This window comes from Streptomyces sp. NPDC002730, assembly GCF_042888805.1.
Taxonomy (GTDB): Bacteria; Actinomycetota; Actinomycetes; order Streptomycetales; family Streptomycetaceae; genus Streptomyces.
The window spans coordinates 42,222-61,175 of sequence record NZ_JBIAQG010000006.1; the positions used below are offsets into that span (position 1 = coordinate 42,222).

The window sequence follows — 18,954 nt, forward strand, 5'->3', positions numbered from 1 at the left end:
GGGTGCACCGTAGAGGCCGGGGCCGGGCGCGGCTAGACGTTGTTACCGACAAGTATGCGAGACAAGATGTCAGCAACCTTTGGTGACTTCTGCCAAGTCGGCATTCGTACGGTCCGGTCCGGCCCGGCGGCCCTCAGACGCCCACCGCGCCCAGCAGCGACCCCGCCCCGTACGTCACCGCCATCGCCATCGCTCCCCCGCCCAGGTTCCTCAGCACCGCAGGGCCCGCCGCCGCCGCGCCCAGGCGGGCGCTCCACCAGCCCGTCAGGGCCAGGGCCGTGAGCACCGAGCACACGGTGACGTACAACCGCATCGACGCCGGCGGCAGGACGATCGCCAGCAGCGGCAGCAGCGCGCCGACCGTGAAGGCCAGGAAGCTCGCGCCTGCCGCGTGCCAGGGGTTCGCCAGTTGGTCCGGGTCGATGCCGAGCTCCACGCGCGCGTGGGCGCGCAGTGCGTCCCGTTCGGTGAGCTGCTGCGCCGCCTCCCGTGCCACTTCCTGGGACAGGCCGCGGGACATCAACAGGCCGGCCAGCTCCTCGAGTTCCGCCTCCGGCTGTTCGCGCAGCTCGCGTCGTTCCATGGCCAGCGCCGCCTTCTGCGAGTCGCGCTGCGTGGACACGGAGACGTACTCGCCGACCGCCATCGACATGGAGCCGGCCAGTAGTCCCGCCAGTCCAGCGGTGAGCAGGGTGTCGCGCGAGCCGGTGGCTCCGGCGACGCCGACGACGAGGCCCGCGGTGGAGACGACGCCGTCGTTGGCGCCGAGTACCGCGGCGCGGAGCCAGTTGAGCCGCGCGCCGAGGGCCCCGCCGTGGGCTTCGTCGTGGGGTCCGTCGTGGGGTGCGTCAGTCACCCCGGGAGGGTCTCACCCGGCCCGTCACCAGACGCGCACCGACCCGCCCCGCGCGAACGCGGGGCTCGTCGCGCCGGCCGGTATCTCTGCCAGGGGCTCGGCTATCTCCTCGACCGTCGGACCGACCTTCGCCGCGATCGGGTCGAGGAGATCGAGGTCGAAGCCGTACACACGCGCGGCGTTGCCGCCGGCCATCGCTGCGACCTCGTCCCTCGGCAGACCCGCGTAGGCGATGCGGAGGCCTTCGCGGGAGTACGGAGCCGTGCCTTCGTCGTGCGGATAGTCGCTGCCCCACATGATCTTGTCGAGGCCGATCCGGTCGCGCAGCGGCACCTCGTGCGGGCGCATGAAGCTCGCGCCGACAAAGCAGTTGTCGCGCCAGACCTCGCTCGGGCCCTTGCCCATCGAAGCGGCAAGCCCGGCACCGAACTTGGACTCGGCGGTGGCGGCCTTCGTCGCCGCGGCCACCAGGCGCGAGTGGTAGTAGTCCAGCATGTCGAGCACGCCCGGAATCCAGCCGGAGCCCTGTTCGGTGAGGACCAGTTTCAGCTCCGGGTGGCGGCGGAAGGCGCCGCCGAAGATCAGGTGCCACAGGGCCCGGTGCGAGAACCAGGTGGTCTCCACCATGAACACCGCGCGGGCCGCCGGTTCTTCGCCCAGCGGCGGGGACGCCGAGCCGCCGTGGTGGTTGACCGGTATGCCGAGCTCGGCGCAGACCGCCCAGATCGGGTCGTACGTCTGGGAGTACAGCTCGGGCAGGCCCGAGCCCGGCGGCGTACCGGGCAGCAGGATCCCCCCGGTGAGTCCCGCCTCCTTGATCCGGTGGATCTCGCGGACGGCCTTGTCCACATCGTTGAGCAGGATCTGCGCGACGCCCGCCCGGCGCCCGGGAGCCGCCGCGCAGAAGTCGGCGAGCCAGCGGTTGTGGGCGCGCAGTCCGGCCCAGCGCTGTTCGTACTCCTCGCGCGGCGGCGCCGGCGCCATCAGCGAGGCGCTGGGGAAGAAGGGCGGGATGGTGTTGGGGAAGACGACCTCGGCGACGATGCCGTCCGCCTCCTGCTCGGCCATCCGGCGGTCCGAGTTCCAGTTGCGGTCGGCCGTGTCGGCGAGGAGATCCTCGTAAGGATTGATGTACGTGGCCGCCCAGGCGTCGAAGTCGTCGTGGTACCTCTTCTCCAAGTACGGCTTGTAGTCGAGGAGATCGGCCCCGGCGTGGCAGTCGGCGGAGATGACGGTGTAGCGGGCCGACACGCGGTTCGCCCCCTGTCCCGACACGCGGTCCGTCATGACGACGCTCCCAGGACCGGGAAGTCGTTGTCGGTCAGCCAGTGGCGGCCGACCTCTCGCGACCTCGCCCACGACGCCTCGACGGCCGACTGGTCGTCGGACTGGCCCAGTTCGGCCGGCGTCGGGCCGATCCGCCGGGCGATCGGCTCCAGCACGGACACATCGAAGCCGAAGACCTCCGCCGCGGCCAGGCCCAGCATGCGTCGGGTCTCGGCGACCGGGATGTCGTGGAAGGTGTTCTTCAGCCATGCGCGGGTGTTGGGCCAGGTCCCTTCCGGATGCGGGAAGTCGCTGCCCCAGAGGATGTTGTCGACGCCGATCTCGTACCGCTGGGCGAGCTCGCGCCGCTTGGTGTTGGTGGCGCAGATGAAGATCTGCCGGTCGAGATACTCGCTCGGCGGCCGCTTCAGCTCGGCGAACGGCGACAGCTTCTTTCCGCCGTGCGCGCCGAGGTAGAGCCGGTCCATGAACCAGAGGAGGTTCGGCAGCCACCAACAGCCGGACTCGGCGACGCCGAACTTCAGGCCCGGGTGACGCTCGAAGACGCCCGACCAGAGCAGGAACCACAGCGGGCGGGCCGGCCACCAGGTCACCTCCGAGACATAGATGCCCAGGTGGTCGCCGTACTCATGGCGCGGCGCCGCGCCGGAGTGGGTGACCACCGGCATGCCGGTCTCGGCCGCGGCGGCCCACACAGGGTCGTAACGGCGGTCGTGGTACGGCGCCTTGTCCACCCACATCGAGGGGATCATCAGCGCGCCGAGCCCGGACTCCTTGGCCCGGTGGATCTCGGCGACGACCCTGTCGACCTCGCCGGTGACGGGCAGCAGGGCGACCCCGCAGTGGCGTGCCGCGTTCTCCGCGTTGCCGCCGACGAACTCCGCGAGCCAGCGGTTGTGCGCCTGCGCGCCCGCCATGCCGAGGTCGGGGTCCTGGTCGCCGGAGAGTCCCAGGCCGACCCCGAAGGGCGCGGCGGTCCGGCTGTCGACGGCGTCCGCGTCCGGGAAGACGACTTCGGCCGCCACTCCGTCGCCGTCGAGCTCCTTGATCCGCTGGGCGGTGTCCCAACCTCCCTTCAGGCCCTCGCAGTTGTCGCTGAACCACTTGGTCGCGAAGGCTTCGTTGCGTACGCCGAGCCGGTTCATCTCCTCGCGGCGCGCGTCGCGCCCGGCGAGGAAACCGTCGAAGGCCCGGTGGAACCTGCTGTCCAGATAGGGCCGGTACTGCTCGGTCGGCAGTCCGGCATGGCAGTCGGAGGAGATGATCAGGTACGGGTCCGACATCACGCATCCCTCAATCGAGAATGAAGCCTTCCAGGTACGACGGGTTGGCGCGGTCGAGCATCGACTGCGACCTGGCGCGGATCTGCCGGTCGCTGTGCTCGCTCTCCGGCAGCATCCAGAACCGGTCCGCACGGATCCCGTCCACGACGAGTGCGGCGACTTCCTCGACCGGCGTGAACGTCACCTCGTGCCCGGCGTCCCTCATCGCCGCCTCCCACTGGTCGAGGCTGCGGTACGGCGTCCTGCGCGGCCGCTCCTTGGCGTACCGCTGGGGCCGGTTGCGGTGCGACTCCCACAGTCCGGTGCGCAGCATGTGCGGTCCCGGGAAGAGCACGGACGCGCCCACGCGCGCGTGCTCCGCCTTCAGATGCGCGTACAGCGACTCGGTCATCGTCACGACGGCCGCCTTGGTGACGGCGTAGACGGAGGCGGTGGGCAGCGGGGCGATCCCGCCGTCGCCCGACGAGGTGTTGACGACATGGCCCGGCTCGCCGCTCTCGATCATGTGCGGCACGAAGGCCTGGATGCCGTGGAAGACGCCCCAGACGTTGACGGCGAAGGCCCATTTCCAGTCGTTGGGCTCGTGTTCCCACATCCGGCCCTCGGCACCGGAACCGACGCCCGCGTTGTTGCACAGCACATGGACGGCGCCGAAGGTCTTGTACGCCACGTCCGCCAGCGCGAGCACGGAGGCCCGGTCGCTGACGTCGACGGTGCGGGCGAGCACCTGGGCGCCTTCTTCGGTCAGTTCGTCCGTGGCCTCGCGCAGCGCCTTCTCCTCGACGTCCGCGAGGACGACCTTCAGGCCGTCCGCCGCGAACCGGCGCGCCATCGCACGGCCGATGCCGCTCGCGGCGCCCGTGACGACGGCGACCTGTCCCGCCGTCAGCTCCATCAGACGCTCCCCTCGGGCGGGCCGTCGAGGATCTGCTGAGGGTCGTCGTAGCGCTGATGGATGTACGGCAGCAGCGCCTGCGCGCTGACCCGTTCCGCGACCCGGCCCTTCTGGTCGGTGGTCTTCTCGCCGATGGTGAGCTCGACGACACTGCGTACGGGGAGGTCGGCGACGGGGTCGTACATCGACTCGCGCAGCACCACATCGCCGGTGATCTTCTCCAGCCTGCGGAACTTCTCGTTTCGGGTGCAGTGGACGAGGACCGGGTCGGCGTCGAAGCCCTGGCCGTCCACGGCGGGCAGGAATTTGAAGTAGAAGTCGAGCTTCTCGGCCGGCTCGGGCAGCGGAAGCGGTCCGTCCACCGCGCCCCGCACCTCGACGAAGGCGATGCCGTGCCGGGCGAGCACCGCCCGTACGACCAGGCCGTCGCGTTCGACACCGACCTCGCCCAGCTTCTTCGGCTCGCCGAAGACCTCACGGCCGCCGATCAGCGCGCGCTCATGGGTCATCGGCATGACCAAGGGGTACCAGCCCTCGCGGCCGTCGTGCAGCGCGGCGACCGCAACAGAGCCGGCGCCGAGCGGATAGCCGGGCAGGTCGACCTTGCTGATGGCGGCCCGTACGAGCGGCCGCTCGGTGGGCTTGAGCGGCGGCGGCAGTACGGCCGCCACCGCGTCCGGGTCGCTCTCCCACACCGCCACCACGCCCGTGGACCAGATGTCGGGGAGCTTGGAACTGGATGCGCGGGCCGCGGCGATCTCCGCCTCGGTGCGCGCGCCGTACCGTACGCGTGCCATGTCGTACCGCCCTTCGTGGAGTGTCCTTCCCGGGGGTCTGTAACACAGTTACACCGGAGCCGATGAAGGGTAAAGAGCCGTGCACGTACCGGAATTGGGGGCATCATGCCGAGAACCGCCCTGACCCGCGACGAGGTCCTCGACTCGGCTGCCGCCCTCGTCAGGCAGCACGGCCCGCAGGCCCTGACGATGCGCAAGCTCGCCGCCGAGCTCGGCACCGCCGTCACCTCGATCTACTGGCATGTGGGCAATCGCGAGTCACTGCTGGACGCGCTGGTCGAGCGCACGGTCCAGGAGATGGGCGCCATCCGGCCCACCGGCCGTACACCCGCCGAGCGCGTGGTCTCGGTCGCGCGCAGGCTCCGCCGTGAGCTGCGGGACCGTCCTCATCTGATCGCGATGGTCCATGAACGGGGGCTCACCGAAAGGATGTTCCTGCCCGCGCAGCAGGCGCTCGTCCATGAGGTGCACGCGGCCGGGCTGCGCGGGGCGCGCGCCGCCGAGGCCGTGCGCGCCGTGCAGTTCCAGGTCGTCGGCTTCGTACTCGTCGAGCGCAACCGCGAACGCTCGCCCGTCCAGTCGCCGGGCGAGGGCGAGTTGTGGGAGGGCGCCGGCGCGGCGGAACACGACCTCGCGCTGGCCCGCGCGCTGGCGCGACCCGCCGATCCGGAGAAGCTGTTCACCGCCTCCGTACGGGCGCTGGTGAGCGCCCTGCTGGACGACTGAAACCGGACGACTCAAACCGGACGACTGAAACGTGACGACAGGAATCGGACGACAGGAACAGGAAGGGGACGACAGGGACCGGAGGGGCTGGGACAACGCCGCCGCGCCTGCCTCCGAAACCACTGCCGGCAAGCGGGGGTTGCTCCCCCAGGCCTGGTTCCACGTCCCCCGAAGGAGCGACAGCTATCGTCCGCCCGCTCCGCCCCGGAGCGGTCGACGGCCACCCCGGCCTGGCCCCGGTCACCGACGGGCCTCGTCGCGGACCCGGTCACCGAGCCGGGCGGATGGGGGACTGTCAGTCCCGGCCCGTATTCTCTGTGACCATGCTCGACGACCGTACAACCGCAGCAACAGTGTGGCCGGCCGCGTACCCACAGGGGTACGCGGTCGTCGACGTGGAGACCACCGGACTCGCCCGCGACGACCGGATAATCTCCGCTGCGGTGTACCGCCTCGACGCCCGGGGCAATGTCGAGGACCACTGGTACACCCTGGTCAACCCGGAACGGGATCCGGGCCCGGTGTGGATCCACGGTCTGACCAGCGATGTGCTGGAGGGCGCCCCGCTCTTCGGCGAGATCGCGGGTGAGTTCTCCGAGCGGCTCGACGGCCGGGTCCTCGTCGCGCACAACGCCATCTTCGACTGGTCGATGATCGCCCGGGAGTACGCGCGCGCGGAGCGGACCGCGCCCACCCGTCAGCGGCTGTGCACCATCGCACTCTCCAAGGAACTGCGGCTGCCGCTGCCCAACCACAAGCTGGCCTCGCTCGCCGCGCACTTCGGTGTCGTACAGCAGCGGGCGCACCACGCGCTCGACGACGCACGTGTGCTGGCCGAGGCGTTCCGGCCGAGTCTGCACACCGCGGCCCGCGACGGGGTGCGGCTACCGCTGCTGGAGTGCCGCCCGCTGACCGAGTGGTCGGACTCCCCCGCCACCCCGCGGATCGGCTACCAGGCCTCGTACGGGCAGAGCAGTTGGCGGCCCTCGCGCAAACGTCCGCCCTGCCCCTATCCCAACCCCGGGCGGTACGAGGCGGACAAGCCGCTCAGGCAAGGCATGCGGGTGGCCTTCTCCGGCGACACCTCCGTCGACCGCGAGCTGCTGGAGGACCGGGCGATCGAGGCGGGGCTGCATATCGCCTCCGGCGTCTCCCGGCTGACCAGCCTGCTGGTGACCAACGATCCGGAGGCGTCGACCTCGAAGACCGTCAAGGCCAAGTCGTACGGCACGCCGGTCATCGACGAGGCGGCCTTCACCCAGCTGTTGCGGGATGTGGCTCCGGCACCCGCATCGGAGTGAACCCGGCGCGACTCGCCCGGCGACCGCTCGCCCCGTGGCGCCTCGCGTCCCACCCTGTGGCGCATGGCACGTTGCGAGGTATGCGGAAACGACTACGGCATGTCCTTCGAGGTGCACGCGCAGGGCGCGGTGCACGTCTTCGACTGCTTCTCCTGCGCCATTCACCGTATGGCGCCCATCTGTGAACACTGCCGGGTCCAGATCATCGGCCAGGGCGTCGAGGTCGAGGGCCACTGGTTCTGCGGCGGGCACTGCGCCCGCGCCGACGGGAGGGCGGGCATCGTCGACAAAGTCTGATCCCACGGCCCACAACCCACGGCCCCAGGCCCGCGCCCGGGGGCCGCACCCCGACCCCCCACCCGCCGCACCCCATGGCCCGAGTTGTACGGTCATGGGGTGTACCGCTTCCTGTTGTCCCGGCAGTGGGTGATCCTCACCCTCATCGCCCTCGTCCTCATCCCCGCGATGATCGAGCTGGGCTTCTGGCAGCTTCACCGGCACGAGCACCGGGTCGAGCAGAACACCCTGATCTCGCGGAACCTCAAGGCGAAGCCCGTCCCCGTGACCGAGCTCACCTCCCCGGGGCACACCGTCCCGCGCACCGACTACTGGCGCCAGGTCACCGCCACCGGCACCTTCGACACCGCGCGGGAAGTCGTCGTACGCCGCCGCACCTCCGCCGACGACCGGGTCGGCTTCCATGTGCTGACCCCGCTGGTCCTGGCCGACGGCCGGGCGGTCCTGGTCAACCGTGGCTGGGTCCCGTCCGCCGCCGACCAGAAGTCCTTCCCGCCCGTACCCGCCGCGCCCAAGGGCACCGTGACCGTCACCGGCCGGCTCAAGGCCGACGAGACGACGAGTGCCAGCGGAATCAAGGACCTGTCCGGTCTGCCGCCCCGCCAGATCATGCTGATCGACAGTGCCCAGCAGACGAAGTCGCTGGGCCGGCCCGTCCTCGGCGGCTATCTGGAACAGAGCGGGCCCGAGCCCTCGGGCGGCAACCCGGAACTGATCCCCGAACCCGACCACGAGTCCATCGGCCCGCACATGGCGTACGCAGTCCAGTGGTGGCTGTTCGCCGCGGCCGTACCTGTCGGCTGGGTGATACTCGTACGCCGCGAGAAGCGCGACCGCCAGTCGGCCGAGGCCGGGAGCGCCCCGGAGCCGGCCACCGCGACTGCTTAACGGCAGCGTTCGGCGGGAACACGCCAAAGCGTGACCCAACGTATCGAGGACTACGCGCTCATCGGCGATCTGCAGACCGCGGCGCTGGTCGGCAGAGACGGCTCCATCGACTGGCTGTGCCTGCCCCGCTTCGACTCGCCGGCCTGCTTCGCCGCGCTGCTCGGCGACGAGGAGAACGGCCACTGGCGGATCGCCCCCAAGGGCGCGGGGCCGTGCACCCGCCGCAGCTACGTCGGTGAATCGCTCGTCCTGGAGTCGGTGTGGGAGACCCGGACCGGCACTGTAAAAGTCCTCGACTTCATGCCGCAGCGCGACACGGCGCCCGATGTCATCCGGATCGTGGAGGGCGTCAGCGGCACGGTCGAGATGAACGCGACCCTGCGGCTGCGTTTCGACTACGGCTCCGTCGTGCCGTGGATGCGGCGCTCGGACGGGCACCGGGTGGCGATCGCGGGCCCCGACTCCATATGGCTGCGCAGCGAGCCGCAGGTCAAAACCTGGGGACAGCAGTTCAGCACCCGCTCGTCGTTCACGGTCGGACCGGGCGAGAAGGTGGCGTTCGTCCTCACCTGGCATCCCTCGCACGAGCCGCGGCCAGGGCTCGTCGACCCTTTCGATTCGCTGGAGCAGAGCCTGGAGGACTGGGCCAAGTGGTCCTCGCGCTGCCGGAGCGACAGCCCGTACCACGAGGCCGTCGTCCGCTCCCTGATCACCCTCAAGGCACTCACCTTCGCGCCGACCGGCGGGATAGTCGCCGCGCCCACCACGTCACTGCCGGAGGAGATCGGCGGCGTACGCAACTGGGACTACCGCTTCTGCTGGCTGCGTGACTCCACCCTCACGCTGGACGCGCTCATTTCGGCCGGCTACCTCGACGAGGCCGCGGCCTGGCGCGACTGGCTGCTGCGGGCGGTGGCCGGCGACCCCGCCGATCTGCAGATCATGTACGGGCTGGCCGGCGAGCGCCGGCTGCCCGAGACCGAGCTGCCGTGGCTGAGCGGGTACGAGGGCTCCACGCCGGTCCGTACCGGCAACGCGGCCGTACACCAGCTACAGCTCGATGTGTACGGAGAGGTCATCGACTCCCTCCATCTGGGGCGGGAGGCGGGCCTGTCCGCGGAGGAGCACGCCTGGAATCTGCAGCTCAGCCTGCTCGGATTCCTGGAGTCGAAGTGGCGTGAGCCGGACGAGGGGCTGTGGGAAGTACGGGGCGCGCGCCGCCACTTCGTGCACTCCAAGGTGATGTCCTGGGTCGCGGCGGACCGTGCCGTACGCACCCTGGAGCAGCGCCCTTCGCTGCGCGGCGACGTGGCACGGTGGCGGACGATGCGGGACGAGGTGCACCGGGAGGTGTGCGAGAAGGGGTACGACCCGGTTCGGAACACCTTCACGCAGTCGTACGGCTCCGAGGAACTCGACGCCGCGGCGCTGCTGATCCCGCGGGTCGGCTTTCTGCCGCCCGACGATCCGCGGGTGATCGGGACGGTGGACACGATACGGGCGGAGCTCGGCCACGACGGTCTGGTGCGCCGCTACAGCACGGACAACAAGGCGGTCGACGCGCTGCCGGGAGGCGAAGGGGCGTTCCTGGCCTGCTCGTTCTGGCTGGCGGACGCGCTGCGGATGACGGGCCGGGTGAAGGAGGCCAGGGAACTCTTCGAGCGGCTGCTCACCCTGCGCAACGATGTCGGTCTGCTCGCCGAGGAGTACGACCCGGTGAGCGGGCGCCAGGTCGGGAACTTCCCTCAGGCCTTCAGTCATATCGGGCTGGTGAACACGGCCCTCGCACTGGGCGGGGAAGACACGGCAGGATAGGCCCATGGATCTTGGACTGAAGGACCGCGTCTATATCGTCACGGGTGCGTCGCGGGGGCTGGGCCACGCGTCCGCCCGTGCGCTTGTCGCCGACGGCGCGAAGGTCGTCATCAGCGGACGCGGCGAGAAGGCGGTCGCGGACGCCGCCGCGGAACTCGGCCCGAACGCCGTGGGTCTCGCCTCCGACAACGCCGACCCGGCGTCGGCGGAGCGCCTCGTCGCGGCGGCGCGGGCACAATTCGGACGCCTCGACGGCGTACTGATCAGCGTGGGCGGCCCGGCACCGGGCTTCGCCGCGGACAATACGGACGAGCAGTGGGAGTCGGCGTTCCAGTCGGTCTTCCTGGGCGCGGTGCGCCTGGCCCGCAGCACGGCGGCGGCGCTGGGCGAGGGCGGCGTCATCGGCTTCGTCCTGTCCGGCTCGGTCCATGAGCCGATCCCGGGGCTGACGATCTCCAACGGCCTCCGTCCGGGCCTGGCCGGTTTCGCCAAGTCCCTCTCGGACGAGCTGGGCCCGCGCGGCATCCGGGTCGTCGGCCTGCTGCCGGCCCGTATCGACACGGACCGGGTGCGCGAACTCGACGCGCTGTCGGGCGACGCGGAGGCGGCACGTACGGCGCACGAGTCCCGCATTCCGCTGCGGAGGTACGGCACCCCGGAGGAGTTCGGCAACGCCGCGGCGTTCCTGCTGTCGCCGGCGGCGTCGTACTTGACGGGAGTGATGCTCCCGGTGGACGGGGGCGCGCGACACGGGTTCTAGGGCGTTGCGGGGCGCCCCCCTCAACTCACCCGTTGCGCCCGATGCTTCGCCGCCCTGAGGCGGACCTCCGCCGGTAGCGACGCCAGGCCCGCCGAGTCCCGTGCGTGTGCCACCGCCTCGTCCGTCAGACGCGCCAGCATCTCGACGGGCGCCGCGTGCGGTTCCAGCAGCAGGTCCGCCCGGGCCTCGGGCGTGCTCCGGCGGCCGGTCAGGGTCACCCGGGCGCGGGCGACCCCGTCCAGGGCCTTCGCCTCGCCCTCCAGTACGCCCTCCAGCGCGCGGCCCCGCAGCAGCGCGCCCTCGCCGTCGCCGCTGTCGACCAGGACTTCCGCCAGCCGGGAGCGCCGAAGTTGGGCGAGCAGCCACCACACGGCGAGCAGCACCAGCACCGCGAGCACCGCGATGACCGTCGGCCACCACCAGCCCTCGTCCCGCCAGCGGTACCGGTCCGCCTTGCTCAGCAGCACATCGTGGCGCCCGTCCCAGGGCCACCAGGACGGCACCAAGAGCCCGGCCCCCGCCGCCATGACCGCGCCACCCACGCACAGCAGCACCAGCCCGGCCAGGCCCAGCAGGACCCGGTTGACCACTCGCAGCTTTGCGCCCATCGCGCCCTCACCTCTTCTTCGCCGGCGACCTGGCGACGTGCACGGCCAGGGCCGGCGGCCTGGCGAGGCCGAGTTCCTTGATGGCGGTGGCCAGCGCCGAGTCCAGATCGGCGCGTACGTCGTCGAGTTCACGGAAGTGGGACTGCGCCCGCACCGAGACCCTGGCGCGTCCCATCCGTACGCGTGCGGACTGCACCCCGGAGACCTCCATCGCCCGGTCCCGCAGCACGAGCACCGCGGCTTCCCGGTCAAGACCGGCGCGTACGGCAGGGGTGTCGCGGCGCATCGGCAGCAGCGACCGCAGTCCGGGTGTCACAGCGAGGACGATCAGACCGACGCCGAGGAGCATCACGACCCCCGCGCACGCCAGCACCCCCACCTCCTCCAGCCGCCACTTCGCGAGATGCTCCGCGGTGGTGCGGCGCCATTGCATGGCCGGGCGGTCGGCCCGCACCGCCGCGATGTCGTACAGCAGCAGACCCGCGCCGCCGACAACCACCACCGCCAGCAGCCCGGCCGGGATCCGGCGCACGGACCAGAAGCGTCCGGCCTTGCCGCCTTCGCCGTCCAGGACCGGAACCGGCTCGTACGCCGCTGCCGATGCGGACTGGTCCAGATCGAGTACGGGCGGTGCGGACTGTGGCTCGCTCATCGGATCCTCCCCTGAGCCGCGCTGCGCGAGTGGGCGGAGTGCAGCCGCTCGACCAGCACGGCCACCTCGGGCACGTCCATCCCCGCCAACGCCTTTACCCGCTGGACGACTCGATGACGCACGGCACCGCACTGAGCGCCGATGTCGGAGGGATAGTCGAGTTCGAGGCTGACCCGCACCCGGGCGGCGTCATGGTGGACCGTCACCGTGGCGTGGGGTGGTGAGCCGCCCTCCGGTACGCCGTCGAGCGCTTCCCGCGCCGCCTGCGAGGCGATCTTCGCTACGACCCGGTCGGCGATCGTGGTCGCGCCGCGCTCGGCGGCCGCGACGCTCCCCATGCCTCCGGCGGGGGGACCCCCGGCGGCCACGGCGTCACCGCCGCCGGTCGCCGCGGTCACGACCCCGGAAGAAGTAGCCGGGTTCCAGGTCGCCCTCGAGGAAGCGGCCTGCGACGAAGCCGACCACCCCCAACGCGGCCACCAGCAGGAAGGCGCCGAAGCCGCCGAAGTATCCGGCGAAGCCGAGCGCCATGCCGGCCATCAGGCCGACCACCGCCATGCTCATCGTGGGCTCCTCTACTGGAGACGCGGCTCCGGCTCGTCCTCTTCTTCATCGGGCAGTTTCACATCGCTGACCGCGATATTGACCTCGACGACCTCGAGACCTGCCATCCGCTCGACCGCCGAGATGACGTTCTCGCGGACCGCGCGAGCGACTTCGGTGATGGAGACGCCGTAGTCGACGACGATCTCGATGTCGAGGGCCGTCTGCACCTCGCCGACCTCGGCCTTCACGCCTCGGGTGACGTTGGACCTGCCGCCGGGCACACGGTCGCGGACCGCGCCGAGGGTACGGGAGAAGCCGCTGCCCATCGCATGGACACCGGGCACTTCGCGGGCCGCGAGTCCGGCGATCTTCTCCACCACGCCGTCGGCGATGGTGGTACGGCCGCGGGACGCGGGATCACCACCGCCGCGCTTGATCCCCGGCGTCTTTCTGAGACCTTCGCCCGAGCCCGACGGATCGTTACCAGCAGCCTCGGACCGGTTCCACTGAGCGGTGTCGTTCATCGCCGTTCGTCCTTTCCGGGCGGTGGTGGACTCCGCTGCCCACATTAAGTGCGGTTGCCCGGTTTCGCGCCGGGGATGCTGCAGGCTGGAGTAGTGACCACTGCTGATGCGGTACGGAGACGGCTCGGCCTCGGCAGGCTGCTTCCGCTGGGCGGGGCGGCGGACGGGGCCTGGCTGACCGAGCAGGCGGCCGACACGGTGCTGCGGCGCGCGGCGGACGGGGCACCGGGGGTGGTGCTCGGGCGGCTCAGGCTGGGGCTTGCCGACCCGGACTCGACGGCTCGGCCTGCCGTACCGGCTCCGCCGAGCGCACTGCCGCCGGGGCCACTGCGGATCGAGGCGGATTTCGCGGCCTCGGCAGTGGTGCCGCTGCCGGCCGCCGCGGCGGCCCTGCGCGCCGCGCTGTTCACGGCCGCGGTGGATCTTCTGGGGCTCGAGGTCTCGGAGGTGGATCTGCGGGTGACGGAGCTGCTGGACAGCGCCCCGGAAGCCCCGGCCCCCGCGCCCCCACCCGGGGTACGGGCCGGGGTACGGGCCGTCACCGCGAGCGACCCGGCGGGCACGGCGGCATCCGGAGCGCCGGGTGTCGCGCATCTGACGGCCGCGCTGGGCGCGGCGGTGCACCTGGCCCCCGACCATGTCCGCGTCGAGGTGGCGACGGCCGGCGGGTATCACCCGCTGGATGTGGTCCGGTCGGTCCGCGAGGCGGTGACGACGGCGCTCGCGGACGGCCGCCCGGTGGCGGTGCTGGTCACCTCGGTACCTGCGTGAACCGGTATCTGCGTCAACCCGGTATCGGCGTGAACCGGTATCTGCGTCAATCGGTACCGGCGTGAACCGGGGCGGAACTGGCGTGAACCAGAGTGCAACCGGCGGGAACCGGGGCGGCCAGGGTGGCCGGGCGGATCAGTCCGCAAGGCCCGCCAGGTCGCGCAGGCGGCGCGCCTGCGCCGCGCGCTCCGCGGTGCGCTGGTCCTCGTACGAGCGGGTGCCCGCACCCTGTAGCAGCGCCTTCGTCTCGATCACCGCGTCCCGCGGCGCCGCCAGCAGTGCGGACGCCAGGTCCCGTACGGCACCGTCCAGTTCATCAGCGGGCACGACGAGGTTGGCGAGACCGGTACGCTCCGCCTCGTCCGCGTGGACGAAACGGCCGGTCGCGCAGATCTCCAGCGCGCGGGCGTAGCCGACGAGCGACACCAGCGGGTGCGTGCCCGTGAGGTCCGGGACGAGCCCGAGGCTGGTCTCGCGCATGGCGAACTGCACGTCCTGCGCGACGACCCGGAGGTCGCAGGCGAGGGCGAGCTGGAAGCCGGCTCCGATCGCATGGCCCTGGACGGCCGCGATCGTCACGACGTCGCTACGGCGCCACCAGGTGAACGCTTCCTGGTACTCGGCGATGACCGCGTCGAGCTCCTCGTCGGAGCCCCGTGCGAGGTCGAGGAAGGACGGCTCGCCGTCGAAGCCCTCGGGCGTGAACGCCTGCCGGTCGAGACCGGCGGAGAAGGACTTGCCTTCGCCGCGCAGCACCACGACCCGCACATTGCCCGGCACTGACCGTCCCGCTTGCGCCAACGCCCGCCACAGAGCGGGAGATTGGGCGTTGCGCTTGTCCGGGTTGGTCAGGGTTACCGTGGCAACCGCGTCCTCGACGGTGAGCCGTACGCCGTCCTTGTCGAGCACAGAGTCGAGCGAAGCCATGGGGTGCCTCCGGTTCGGGAACAGTCACTGCAAACGAAGATAAGTGACTGCACAGTAACCACCCGGTCGACCGTGCGACCGACCGGGTGGCCACCGTAGAAACCGGTGGGCCGAAGGAAGCCTCGGTCGTCAGGCCGAGGCGGCCTTCTTGCCTCGCGTCGCTCCGCCGCGTCCCCGCAGCGTGACTCCGGACTCGCTGAGCATCCGGTGAACGAATCCATAGGAGCGGCCTGTCTCTTCGGCCAACGCCCGGATGCTCGCACCGGAGTCGTACTTCTTCTTCAGGTCTGCCGCGAGCTTGTCACGCGCGGCGCCGGTAACCCGGCTGCCCTTCTTCAGAGTCTCGGCCACCCGTGCCTCCTCATGGGAAGTGCGCTCTGGACTCTCATGATCACCCCTAGAGAGCTTCCTGGCCACCCATTCGGCAAGGTCCGTGCGACAAGCTTTGCCGTGCGCCGAGCGGACATCACTACCGGAATCCCTGATTCCGCAGGTCCGTGTTCGCACGTCCGAACGGGTTCCCGGCAGAAGTGCCAGGTCAGCGCAGCGCAAGGGGCACAGGCAGGACAGAGGCCCGGACGGAAGGAATCCGCTCGGTGCCACACCGTGGTACGAGACGTTCTCACACAGATGATGGATCACCCGTAAGCCGAATGATCCATACGGAGTGGATCAGCGGCGGATCAGCGGCAGAGCAGTCCGGACCGGGACGAGGCCGGACCGGGCCGGGCCGGGCCGGGCCGGGATCAGGCGAGCGCCACCAGGTCCGCGTAGTCCGCGCCCCACAGATCCTCGACCCCGTCCGGCAGCAGGATGATCCGCTCCGGCTCCAGCGCCTCGACCGCGCCCTCGTCGTGGGTGACGAGGATGACGGCGCCCTTGTAGGTGCGCAGCGCGCCGAGGATCTCCTCGCGGCTGGCCGGGTCGAGGTTGTTCGTGGGCTCGTCGAGAAGCAGGACGTTCGCGGACGAGACGACCAGGGTGGCCAGCGCGAGACGGGTCTTCTCACCGCCGGAGAGCACCCCGGCCGGCTTGTCGACGTCGTCACCGGAGAAGAGGAAGGAACCGAGCGTCTTGCGCACCGCGACGAGGTCGAGGTCGGGCGCGGAGGAGCGCATGTTCTCCAGGACCGTGCGGTCCGGGTCGAGCGTCTCGTGCTCCTGTGCGTAGTAGCCGAGCTTGAGACCGTGACCCGGGGTGACCTCGCCGGTGTCCGGCTGCTCCACGCCCGCGAGCAGCCGCAGCAGTGTCGTCTTGCCCGCGCCGTTGAGGCCGAGGATGACAACGCGCGAGCCCTTGTCGATGGCGAGGTCCACATCGGTGAAGATCTCGAGTGAGCCGTACGACTTGGACAGGCTCTCCGCGGTCAGCGGGGTCTTGCCGCAGGGTGCGGGATCGGGGAAGCGCAGCTTGGCGACCTTGTCGGAGACACGTACCGCTTCCAGACCGGACAGCAGCCGCTCGGCGCGCTTGGCCATGTTCTGCGCGGCGACGGTCTTGGTGGCCTTGGCGCGCATCTTGTCGGCCTGGGAGTTGAGGGCCGCGGCCTTCTTCTCGGCGTTCTGGCGCTCGCGCTTGCGGCGCTTCTCGTCGGCCTCGCGCTGCTGCTGGTAGAGCTTCCAGCCCATGTTGTAGACATCGATCTGCGAGCGGTTGGCGTCCAGGTAGAACACCTTGTTGACGACCGTCTCGACAAGGTCGACATCGTGGGAGATCACGATGAAGCCGCCGCGGTAGGACTTCAGGTACTCACGGAGCCAGACGATCGAGTCGGCGTCGAGGTGGTTGGTGGGCTCGTCGAGGAGCAGGGTGTCGGCGTCCGAGAAGAGGATGCGCGCGAGCTCGACGCGGCGGCGCTGACCGCCGGAGAGCGTATGCAGCGGCTGGCCGAGCACCCGGTCGGGCAGTCCGAGCGCGGCCGCGATGGTGGCGGCCTCGGCCTCGGCGGCGTAACCGCCCTTGGTCAGGAACTCCGTCTCCAGGCGCTCGTACTTCTTCATCGCCTTCTCGCGGGTGGCGCCCTTGCCGTTCGCCATCCGCTCCTCGTTCTCACGCATCTTCTTCAGTACGGAGTCGAGCTCCCGGGCGGAGAGGATGCGGTCGCGGGCGAGGGTGTCGAGGTCGCCGGTACGCGGGTCCTGCGGGAGGTAGCCGACCTCGCCGGAGCGGGCGATGGTGCCGCCGGCGGGGATGCCCTCACCCGCGAGGCACTTGGTGAGCGTGGTCTTGCCCGCTCCGTTGCGGCCTACCAGGCCGATGCGGTCGCCTTTGGCGATACGGAAGGAAGCGGACTCGATGAGGACGCGTGCGCCGGCGCGCAGCTCGATACCGGAAGCGGTGATCACGGAAAGACTCCAGGGCGGTATGGACGGCGGAAGGGACGGACGTGGGAGCTTCGACGCCGTCTAATGCGCAAGGAGAATTGCCATACGAACCAGTCTAGCGGGGCTGTGCAAGTGCTTTACGCCTACGAGGCGGCCGCCGACGGCGGGGACGGTGCAGTGCAGGCGGGCCGGCACCGGAGTCAGCGGGCCTCCGGAGTCGTACGACAAAAGGGGCGAAAGGCACCGGCCTGACCGATACTCGGCGCAGGGCGGCGGGCTGCCGCCGCCGTGGAGCAGAGGGTGGCCCATGCAGTTCGACGACGACGCCGATCTGGACACTTCCGAGGTCCAGGATGTGCGCGGCAGCCGCATTCCCGGCGGCAGGGCCACCGTCGGCGGCGGCATCGTCGGCCTCATCGCGTTGATCCTTGGGCTCCTCTTCGGCGTGGGGCCCGACCAGCTCGGGCTGTCGTCGGGCGACACCGACCCGGCAGCGACGGCGTCGTCGCAGGCACAGGTCAATCAGGCGTGCAGGCGGGGCGCGGACGCCAACACCAGGGAGGACTGCCGGATCGTCGCTGTGGTCAACAGCGTGCAGGACTACTGGCGGGCCGAGTTCCCGCGGCGCCAGGGGCGCTACTCGGACGCGCAGACAGTCATGTTCACGGACCGGGTGGGTACGGCGTGCGGGACCGCGACCTCGGCGGTCGGCCCCTTCTACTGCCCCGGCGACCGAAAGGTCTATTTGGACCTCGGCTTCTTCGACGAGTTGCGGACCACGTTCGGGTCGAGCGGCGGTCCGTTCGCCCAGGCGTATGTGGTGGCCCATGAGTACGGCCACCATGTGCAGAACCTGACAGGCGCACTGCAGCGGGCACAGGACGGGGGACAGGGCGCCAACAGCAATGCCGTGAAGGTGGAGTTGCAGGCGGACTGCTACGCCGGGGTGTGGGCGCACCATGCGACGACCACGCCCGACGAGGCCACCGGCCGGCCGCTGCTGACCTCACTGACGGCGGCGGACATCCAGGACGGTCTGGACGCGGCGGCGGCGGTCGGCGACGACCGGATCCAGGAGAAGTTCCAGGGCCGGGTCACTCCGGAGACCTGGACGCACGGCTCGGCGGCGCAGCGCCGGCAGTGGTTCTACAACGGCTACCGCACGGGCGACATGGCCCGGTGCAACACCTTCGCCTGAGCGCCCGACTGCCGGGCGTTGTCAGTGGCCGGTGCAAGACTGAGACACAGATCACACCCCTACCGTCGAGCATGAAGGAGTGATCGAGATGTCGCAGTCACCGAGCATCTGTCCGACGCTGGTGTACACGGACGCGAAGGCCGCGATCAAGCAACTCACCGAGGCCTTCGGCTTCACCGAGCACGCGGTGTACGAGGACGAGGCAGGCGCGGTGCTGCACGCCGAGCTGACCTTCGGCAACGGCATGGTGATGCTGGGGAGCAAGGGCACCGGCAGCGAGTTCGACAAGCTGATGGAGGGCGGCGGGCCGACGGGGGTGTTCGTCCATGTCGACGATGTCGACGCACATCACAGCCATGCGGTGGAGCATGGCGCGGACATCGTCATGCCGCCGACCGACCAGGACTACGGCGCGCGTGACTACATGGCGCGCGATATCGAGGGCAATGTGTGGAGCTTCGGCACCTACACACCGGGGGCGGAGGAGTCCTAGCCTCCC

At 70.6% G+C, this 18,954-nt stretch carries 22 protein-coding genes; 9 read left to right on the plus strand and 13 right to left on the minus strand.

What is annotated here, in order from left to right:
- Positions 1–133: 133 nt before the first annotated feature.
- The 5 genes from ACFYXH_RS16460 to ACFYXH_RS16480 are packed head-to-tail and all read right to left on the minus strand — an operon-like array spanning position 134 to position 5,118.
- Complete coding sequence (locus ACFYXH_RS16460; protein ID WP_389563098.1) at positions 134–856, minus strand: VIT family protein; 723 nt, start codon at positions 854–856, stop codon at positions 134–136.
- A 24-nt stretch (positions 857–880) separates the two neighbouring features.
- Complete coding sequence (locus ACFYXH_RS16465; RefSeq protein WP_389563100.1) at positions 881–2,143, minus strand: amidohydrolase family protein; 1,263 nt, start codon at positions 2,141–2,143, stop codon at positions 881–883.
- Complete coding sequence (locus ACFYXH_RS16470) at positions 2,140–3,426, minus strand: amidohydrolase family protein (RefSeq protein ID WP_389563102.1); 1,287 nt, start codon at positions 3,424–3,426, stop codon at positions 2,140–2,142. Before ACFYXH_RS16470 ends, ACFYXH_RS16465 begins: the two co-directional genes overlap by 4 nt.
- Before the next feature lie 10 nt (positions 3,427–3,436).
- Complete coding sequence (locus ACFYXH_RS16475) at positions 3,437–4,321, minus strand: SDR family NAD(P)-dependent oxidoreductase (protein WP_389563104.1); 885 nt, start codon at positions 4,319–4,321, stop codon at positions 3,437–3,439.
- Positions 4,321–5,118 carry an acetoacetate decarboxylase family protein gene (locus ACFYXH_RS16480; RefSeq protein ID WP_389563106.1) on the minus strand — a complete coding sequence of 266 codons (798 nt, stop codon included), beginning with the start codon at positions 5,116–5,118 and terminating at the stop codon, positions 4,321–4,323. The genes ACFYXH_RS16475 and ACFYXH_RS16480 overlap by 1 nt, the downstream gene beginning before the upstream one ends.
- A 105-nt stretch (positions 5,119–5,223) precedes the next feature.
- Between ACFYXH_RS16480 and ACFYXH_RS16485 the strand changes: the two genes are divergently transcribed.
- The 6 genes from ACFYXH_RS16485 (at position 5,224) to ACFYXH_RS16510 (ending at position 10,905) form a co-directional block, all read left to right on the plus strand.
- Positions 5,224–5,844, plus strand: coding sequence for a TetR family transcriptional regulator (locus ACFYXH_RS16485; protein WP_362688373.1), 621 nt, complete (start codon positions 5,224–5,226; stop codon positions 5,842–5,844).
- A gap of 323 nt (positions 5,845–6,167) precedes the next feature.
- Positions 6,168–7,145, plus strand: coding sequence for a DEDDh family exonuclease (locus tag ACFYXH_RS16490; protein ID WP_389563108.1), 978 nt, complete (start codon positions 6,168–6,170; stop codon positions 7,143–7,145).
- A 63-nt stretch (positions 7,146–7,208) separates the two neighbouring features.
- Positions 7,209–7,442, plus strand: coding sequence for a hypothetical protein (locus ACFYXH_RS16495; RefSeq protein WP_266542878.1), 234 nt, complete (start codon positions 7,209–7,211; stop codon positions 7,440–7,442).
- Between the two features lie 99 nt (positions 7,443–7,541).
- Positions 7,542–8,330: an SURF1 family protein gene (locus ACFYXH_RS16500; protein WP_389563110.1), complete on the plus strand. Its 789-nt coding sequence runs from the start codon at positions 7,542–7,544 to the stop codon at positions 8,328–8,330.
- Between the two features lie 30 nt (positions 8,331–8,360).
- Complete coding sequence (locus ACFYXH_RS16505) at positions 8,361–10,145, plus strand: glycoside hydrolase family 15 protein (RefSeq protein WP_389563112.1); 1,785 nt, start codon at positions 8,361–8,363, stop codon at positions 10,143–10,145.
- Positions 10,146–10,149: 4 nt separating this feature from the next.
- Positions 10,150–10,905: an SDR family oxidoreductase gene (locus ACFYXH_RS16510; RefSeq protein ID WP_389563114.1), complete on the plus strand. Its 756-nt coding sequence runs from the start codon at positions 10,150–10,152 to the stop codon at positions 10,903–10,905.
- A 20-nt stretch (positions 10,906–10,925) separates the two neighbouring features.
- Here ACFYXH_RS16510 and amaP read toward each other — a convergent pair whose 3' ends face one another.
- The 5 genes from amaP to ACFYXH_RS16535 are packed head-to-tail and all read right to left on the minus strand — an operon-like array spanning position 10,926 to position 13,235.
- Complete coding sequence (gene amaP / locus ACFYXH_RS16515) at positions 10,926–11,513, minus strand: alkaline shock response membrane anchor protein AmaP (RefSeq protein WP_389563116.1); 588 nt, start codon at positions 11,511–11,513, stop codon at positions 10,926–10,928.
- A 7-nt stretch (positions 11,514–11,520) separates the two neighbouring features.
- Positions 11,521–12,165 carry a DUF6286 domain-containing protein gene (locus tag ACFYXH_RS16520; RefSeq protein ID WP_389563118.1) on the minus strand — a complete coding sequence of 215 codons (645 nt, stop codon included), beginning with the start codon at positions 12,163–12,165 and terminating at the stop codon, positions 11,521–11,523.
- The gene (locus tag ACFYXH_RS16525; RefSeq protein ID WP_389563120.1) at positions 12,162–12,503 is read right to left on the minus strand and encodes an Asp23/Gls24 family envelope stress response protein; all 342 of its coding nucleotides are present in this window, start codon (positions 12,501–12,503) and stop codon (positions 12,162–12,164) included. Before ACFYXH_RS16525 ends, ACFYXH_RS16520 begins: the two co-directional genes overlap by 4 nt.
- 34 nt (positions 12,504–12,537) lie before the next feature.
- Entirely contained in the window at positions 12,538–12,729 is a 192-nt protein-coding gene (locus tag ACFYXH_RS16530; protein WP_327322774.1) for a hypothetical protein, read from the minus strand.
- A gap of 11 nt (positions 12,730–12,740) precedes the next feature.
- On the minus strand, positions 12,741–13,235 hold the full coding sequence (locus ACFYXH_RS16535; RefSeq protein ID WP_389563122.1) for an Asp23/Gls24 family envelope stress response protein: 495 nt from the start codon (positions 13,233–13,235) through the stop codon (positions 12,741–12,743).
- Between the two features lie 75 nt (positions 13,236–13,310).
- On the opposite strand from ACFYXH_RS16535, the gene ACFYXH_RS16540 reads away from it, so the two are divergent.
- Positions 13,311–14,006 carry a hypothetical protein gene (locus ACFYXH_RS16540; protein WP_389563124.1) on the plus strand — a complete coding sequence of 232 codons (696 nt, stop codon included), beginning with the start codon at positions 13,311–13,313 and terminating at the stop codon, positions 14,004–14,006.
- A 135-nt stretch (positions 14,007–14,141) separates the two neighbouring features.
- Here the strand turns inward: ACFYXH_RS16540 and ACFYXH_RS16545 are convergent, their stop codons facing one another.
- The 3 genes from ACFYXH_RS16545 to abc-f form a co-directional block, all read right to left on the minus strand.
- Positions 14,142–14,933, minus strand: a complete 792-nt coding sequence (locus ACFYXH_RS16545; protein ID WP_389563126.1) for an enoyl-CoA hydratase/isomerase family protein — start codon at positions 14,931–14,933, stop codon at positions 14,142–14,144.
- A gap of 129 nt (positions 14,934–15,062) precedes the next feature.
- Positions 15,063–15,284: a helix-turn-helix domain-containing protein gene (locus ACFYXH_RS16550; RefSeq protein WP_006123601.1), complete on the minus strand. Its 222-nt coding sequence runs from the start codon at positions 15,282–15,284 to the stop codon at positions 15,063–15,065.
- A gap of 395 nt (positions 15,285–15,679) precedes the next feature.
- Complete coding sequence (abc-f, locus tag ACFYXH_RS16555; RefSeq protein ID WP_389563128.1) at positions 15,680–17,278, minus strand: ribosomal protection-like ABC-F family protein; 1,599 nt, start codon at positions 17,276–17,278, stop codon at positions 15,680–15,682.
- A gap of 286 nt (positions 17,279–17,564) precedes the next feature.
- Between abc-f and ACFYXH_RS16560 the strand changes: the two genes are divergently transcribed.
- On the plus strand, positions 17,565–18,455 hold the full coding sequence (locus ACFYXH_RS16560) for a neutral zinc metallopeptidase (RefSeq protein WP_389563129.1): 891 nt from the start codon (positions 17,565–17,567) through the stop codon (positions 18,453–18,455).
- An 88-nt stretch (positions 18,456–18,543) separates the two neighbouring features.
- Positions 18,544–18,948, plus strand: coding sequence for a VOC family protein (locus ACFYXH_RS16565; RefSeq protein WP_389563130.1), 405 nt, complete (start codon positions 18,544–18,546; stop codon positions 18,946–18,948).
- Positions 18,949–18,954: the final 6 nt, after the last annotated feature.

Bases quoted from the DNA above. Each gene is read 5' to 3' on its own strand.
- ACFYXH_RS16465 (WP_389563100.1), bottom strand. From the start codon at position 2,143: ATGACGGACCGCGTGTCGGGACAGGGGGCGAACCGCGTGTCGGCCCGC.
- ACFYXH_RS16470 (WP_389563102.1), bottom strand. From the start codon at position 3,426: ATGTCGGACCCGTACCTGATCATCTCCTCCGACTGCCATGCCGGACTG.
- ACFYXH_RS16475 (WP_389563104.1), bottom strand. From the start codon at position 4,321: ATGGAGCTGACGGCGGGACAGGTCGCCGTCGTCACGGGCGCCGCGAGC.
- ACFYXH_RS16480 (WP_389563106.1), bottom strand. From the start codon at position 5,118: ATGGCACGCGTACGGTACGGCGCGCGCACCGAGGCGGAGATCGCCGCG.
- ACFYXH_RS16485 (WP_362688373.1), top strand. From the start codon at position 5,224: ATGCCGAGAACCGCCCTGACCCGCGACGAGGTCCTCGACTCGGCTGCC.
- ACFYXH_RS16490 (WP_389563108.1), top strand. From the start codon at position 6,168: ATGCTCGACGACCGTACAACCGCAGCAACAGTGTGGCCGGCCGCGTAC.
- ACFYXH_RS16495 (WP_266542878.1), top strand. From the start codon at position 7,209: ATGGCACGTTGCGAGGTATGCGGAAACGACTACGGCATGTCCTTCGAG.
- ACFYXH_RS16510 (WP_389563114.1), top strand. From the start codon at position 10,150: ATGGATCTTGGACTGAAGGACCGCGTCTATATCGTCACGGGTGCGTCG.
- amaP (WP_389563116.1), bottom strand. From the start codon at position 11,513: ATGGGCGCAAAGCTGCGAGTGGTCAACCGGGTCCTGCTGGGCCTGGCC.
- ACFYXH_RS16520 (WP_389563118.1), bottom strand. From the start codon at position 12,165: ATGAGCGAGCCACAGTCCGCACCGCCCGTACTCGATCTGGACCAGTCC.
- ACFYXH_RS16525 (WP_389563120.1), bottom strand. From the start codon at position 12,503: ATGGGGAGCGTCGCGGCCGCCGAGCGCGGCGCGACCACGATCGCCGAC.
- ACFYXH_RS16530 (WP_327322774.1), bottom strand. From the start codon at position 12,729: ATGAGCATGGCGGTGGTCGGCCTGATGGCCGGCATGGCGCTCGGCTTC.
- ACFYXH_RS16535 (WP_389563122.1), bottom strand. From the start codon at position 13,235: ATGAACGACACCGCTCAGTGGAACCGGTCCGAGGCTGCTGGTAACGAT.
- ACFYXH_RS16540 (WP_389563124.1), top strand. From the start codon at position 13,311: ATGCTGCAGGCTGGAGTAGTGACCACTGCTGATGCGGTACGGAGACGG.
- ACFYXH_RS16545 (WP_389563126.1), bottom strand. From the start codon at position 14,933: ATGGCTTCGCTCGACTCTGTGCTCGACAAGGACGGCGTACGGCTCACC.
- ACFYXH_RS16560 (WP_389563129.1), top strand. From the start codon at position 17,565: ATGCAGTTCGACGACGACGCCGATCTGGACACTTCCGAGGTCCAGGAT.
- ACFYXH_RS16565 (WP_389563130.1), top strand. From the start codon at position 18,544: ATGTCGCAGTCACCGAGCATCTGTCCGACGCTGGTGTACACGGACGCG.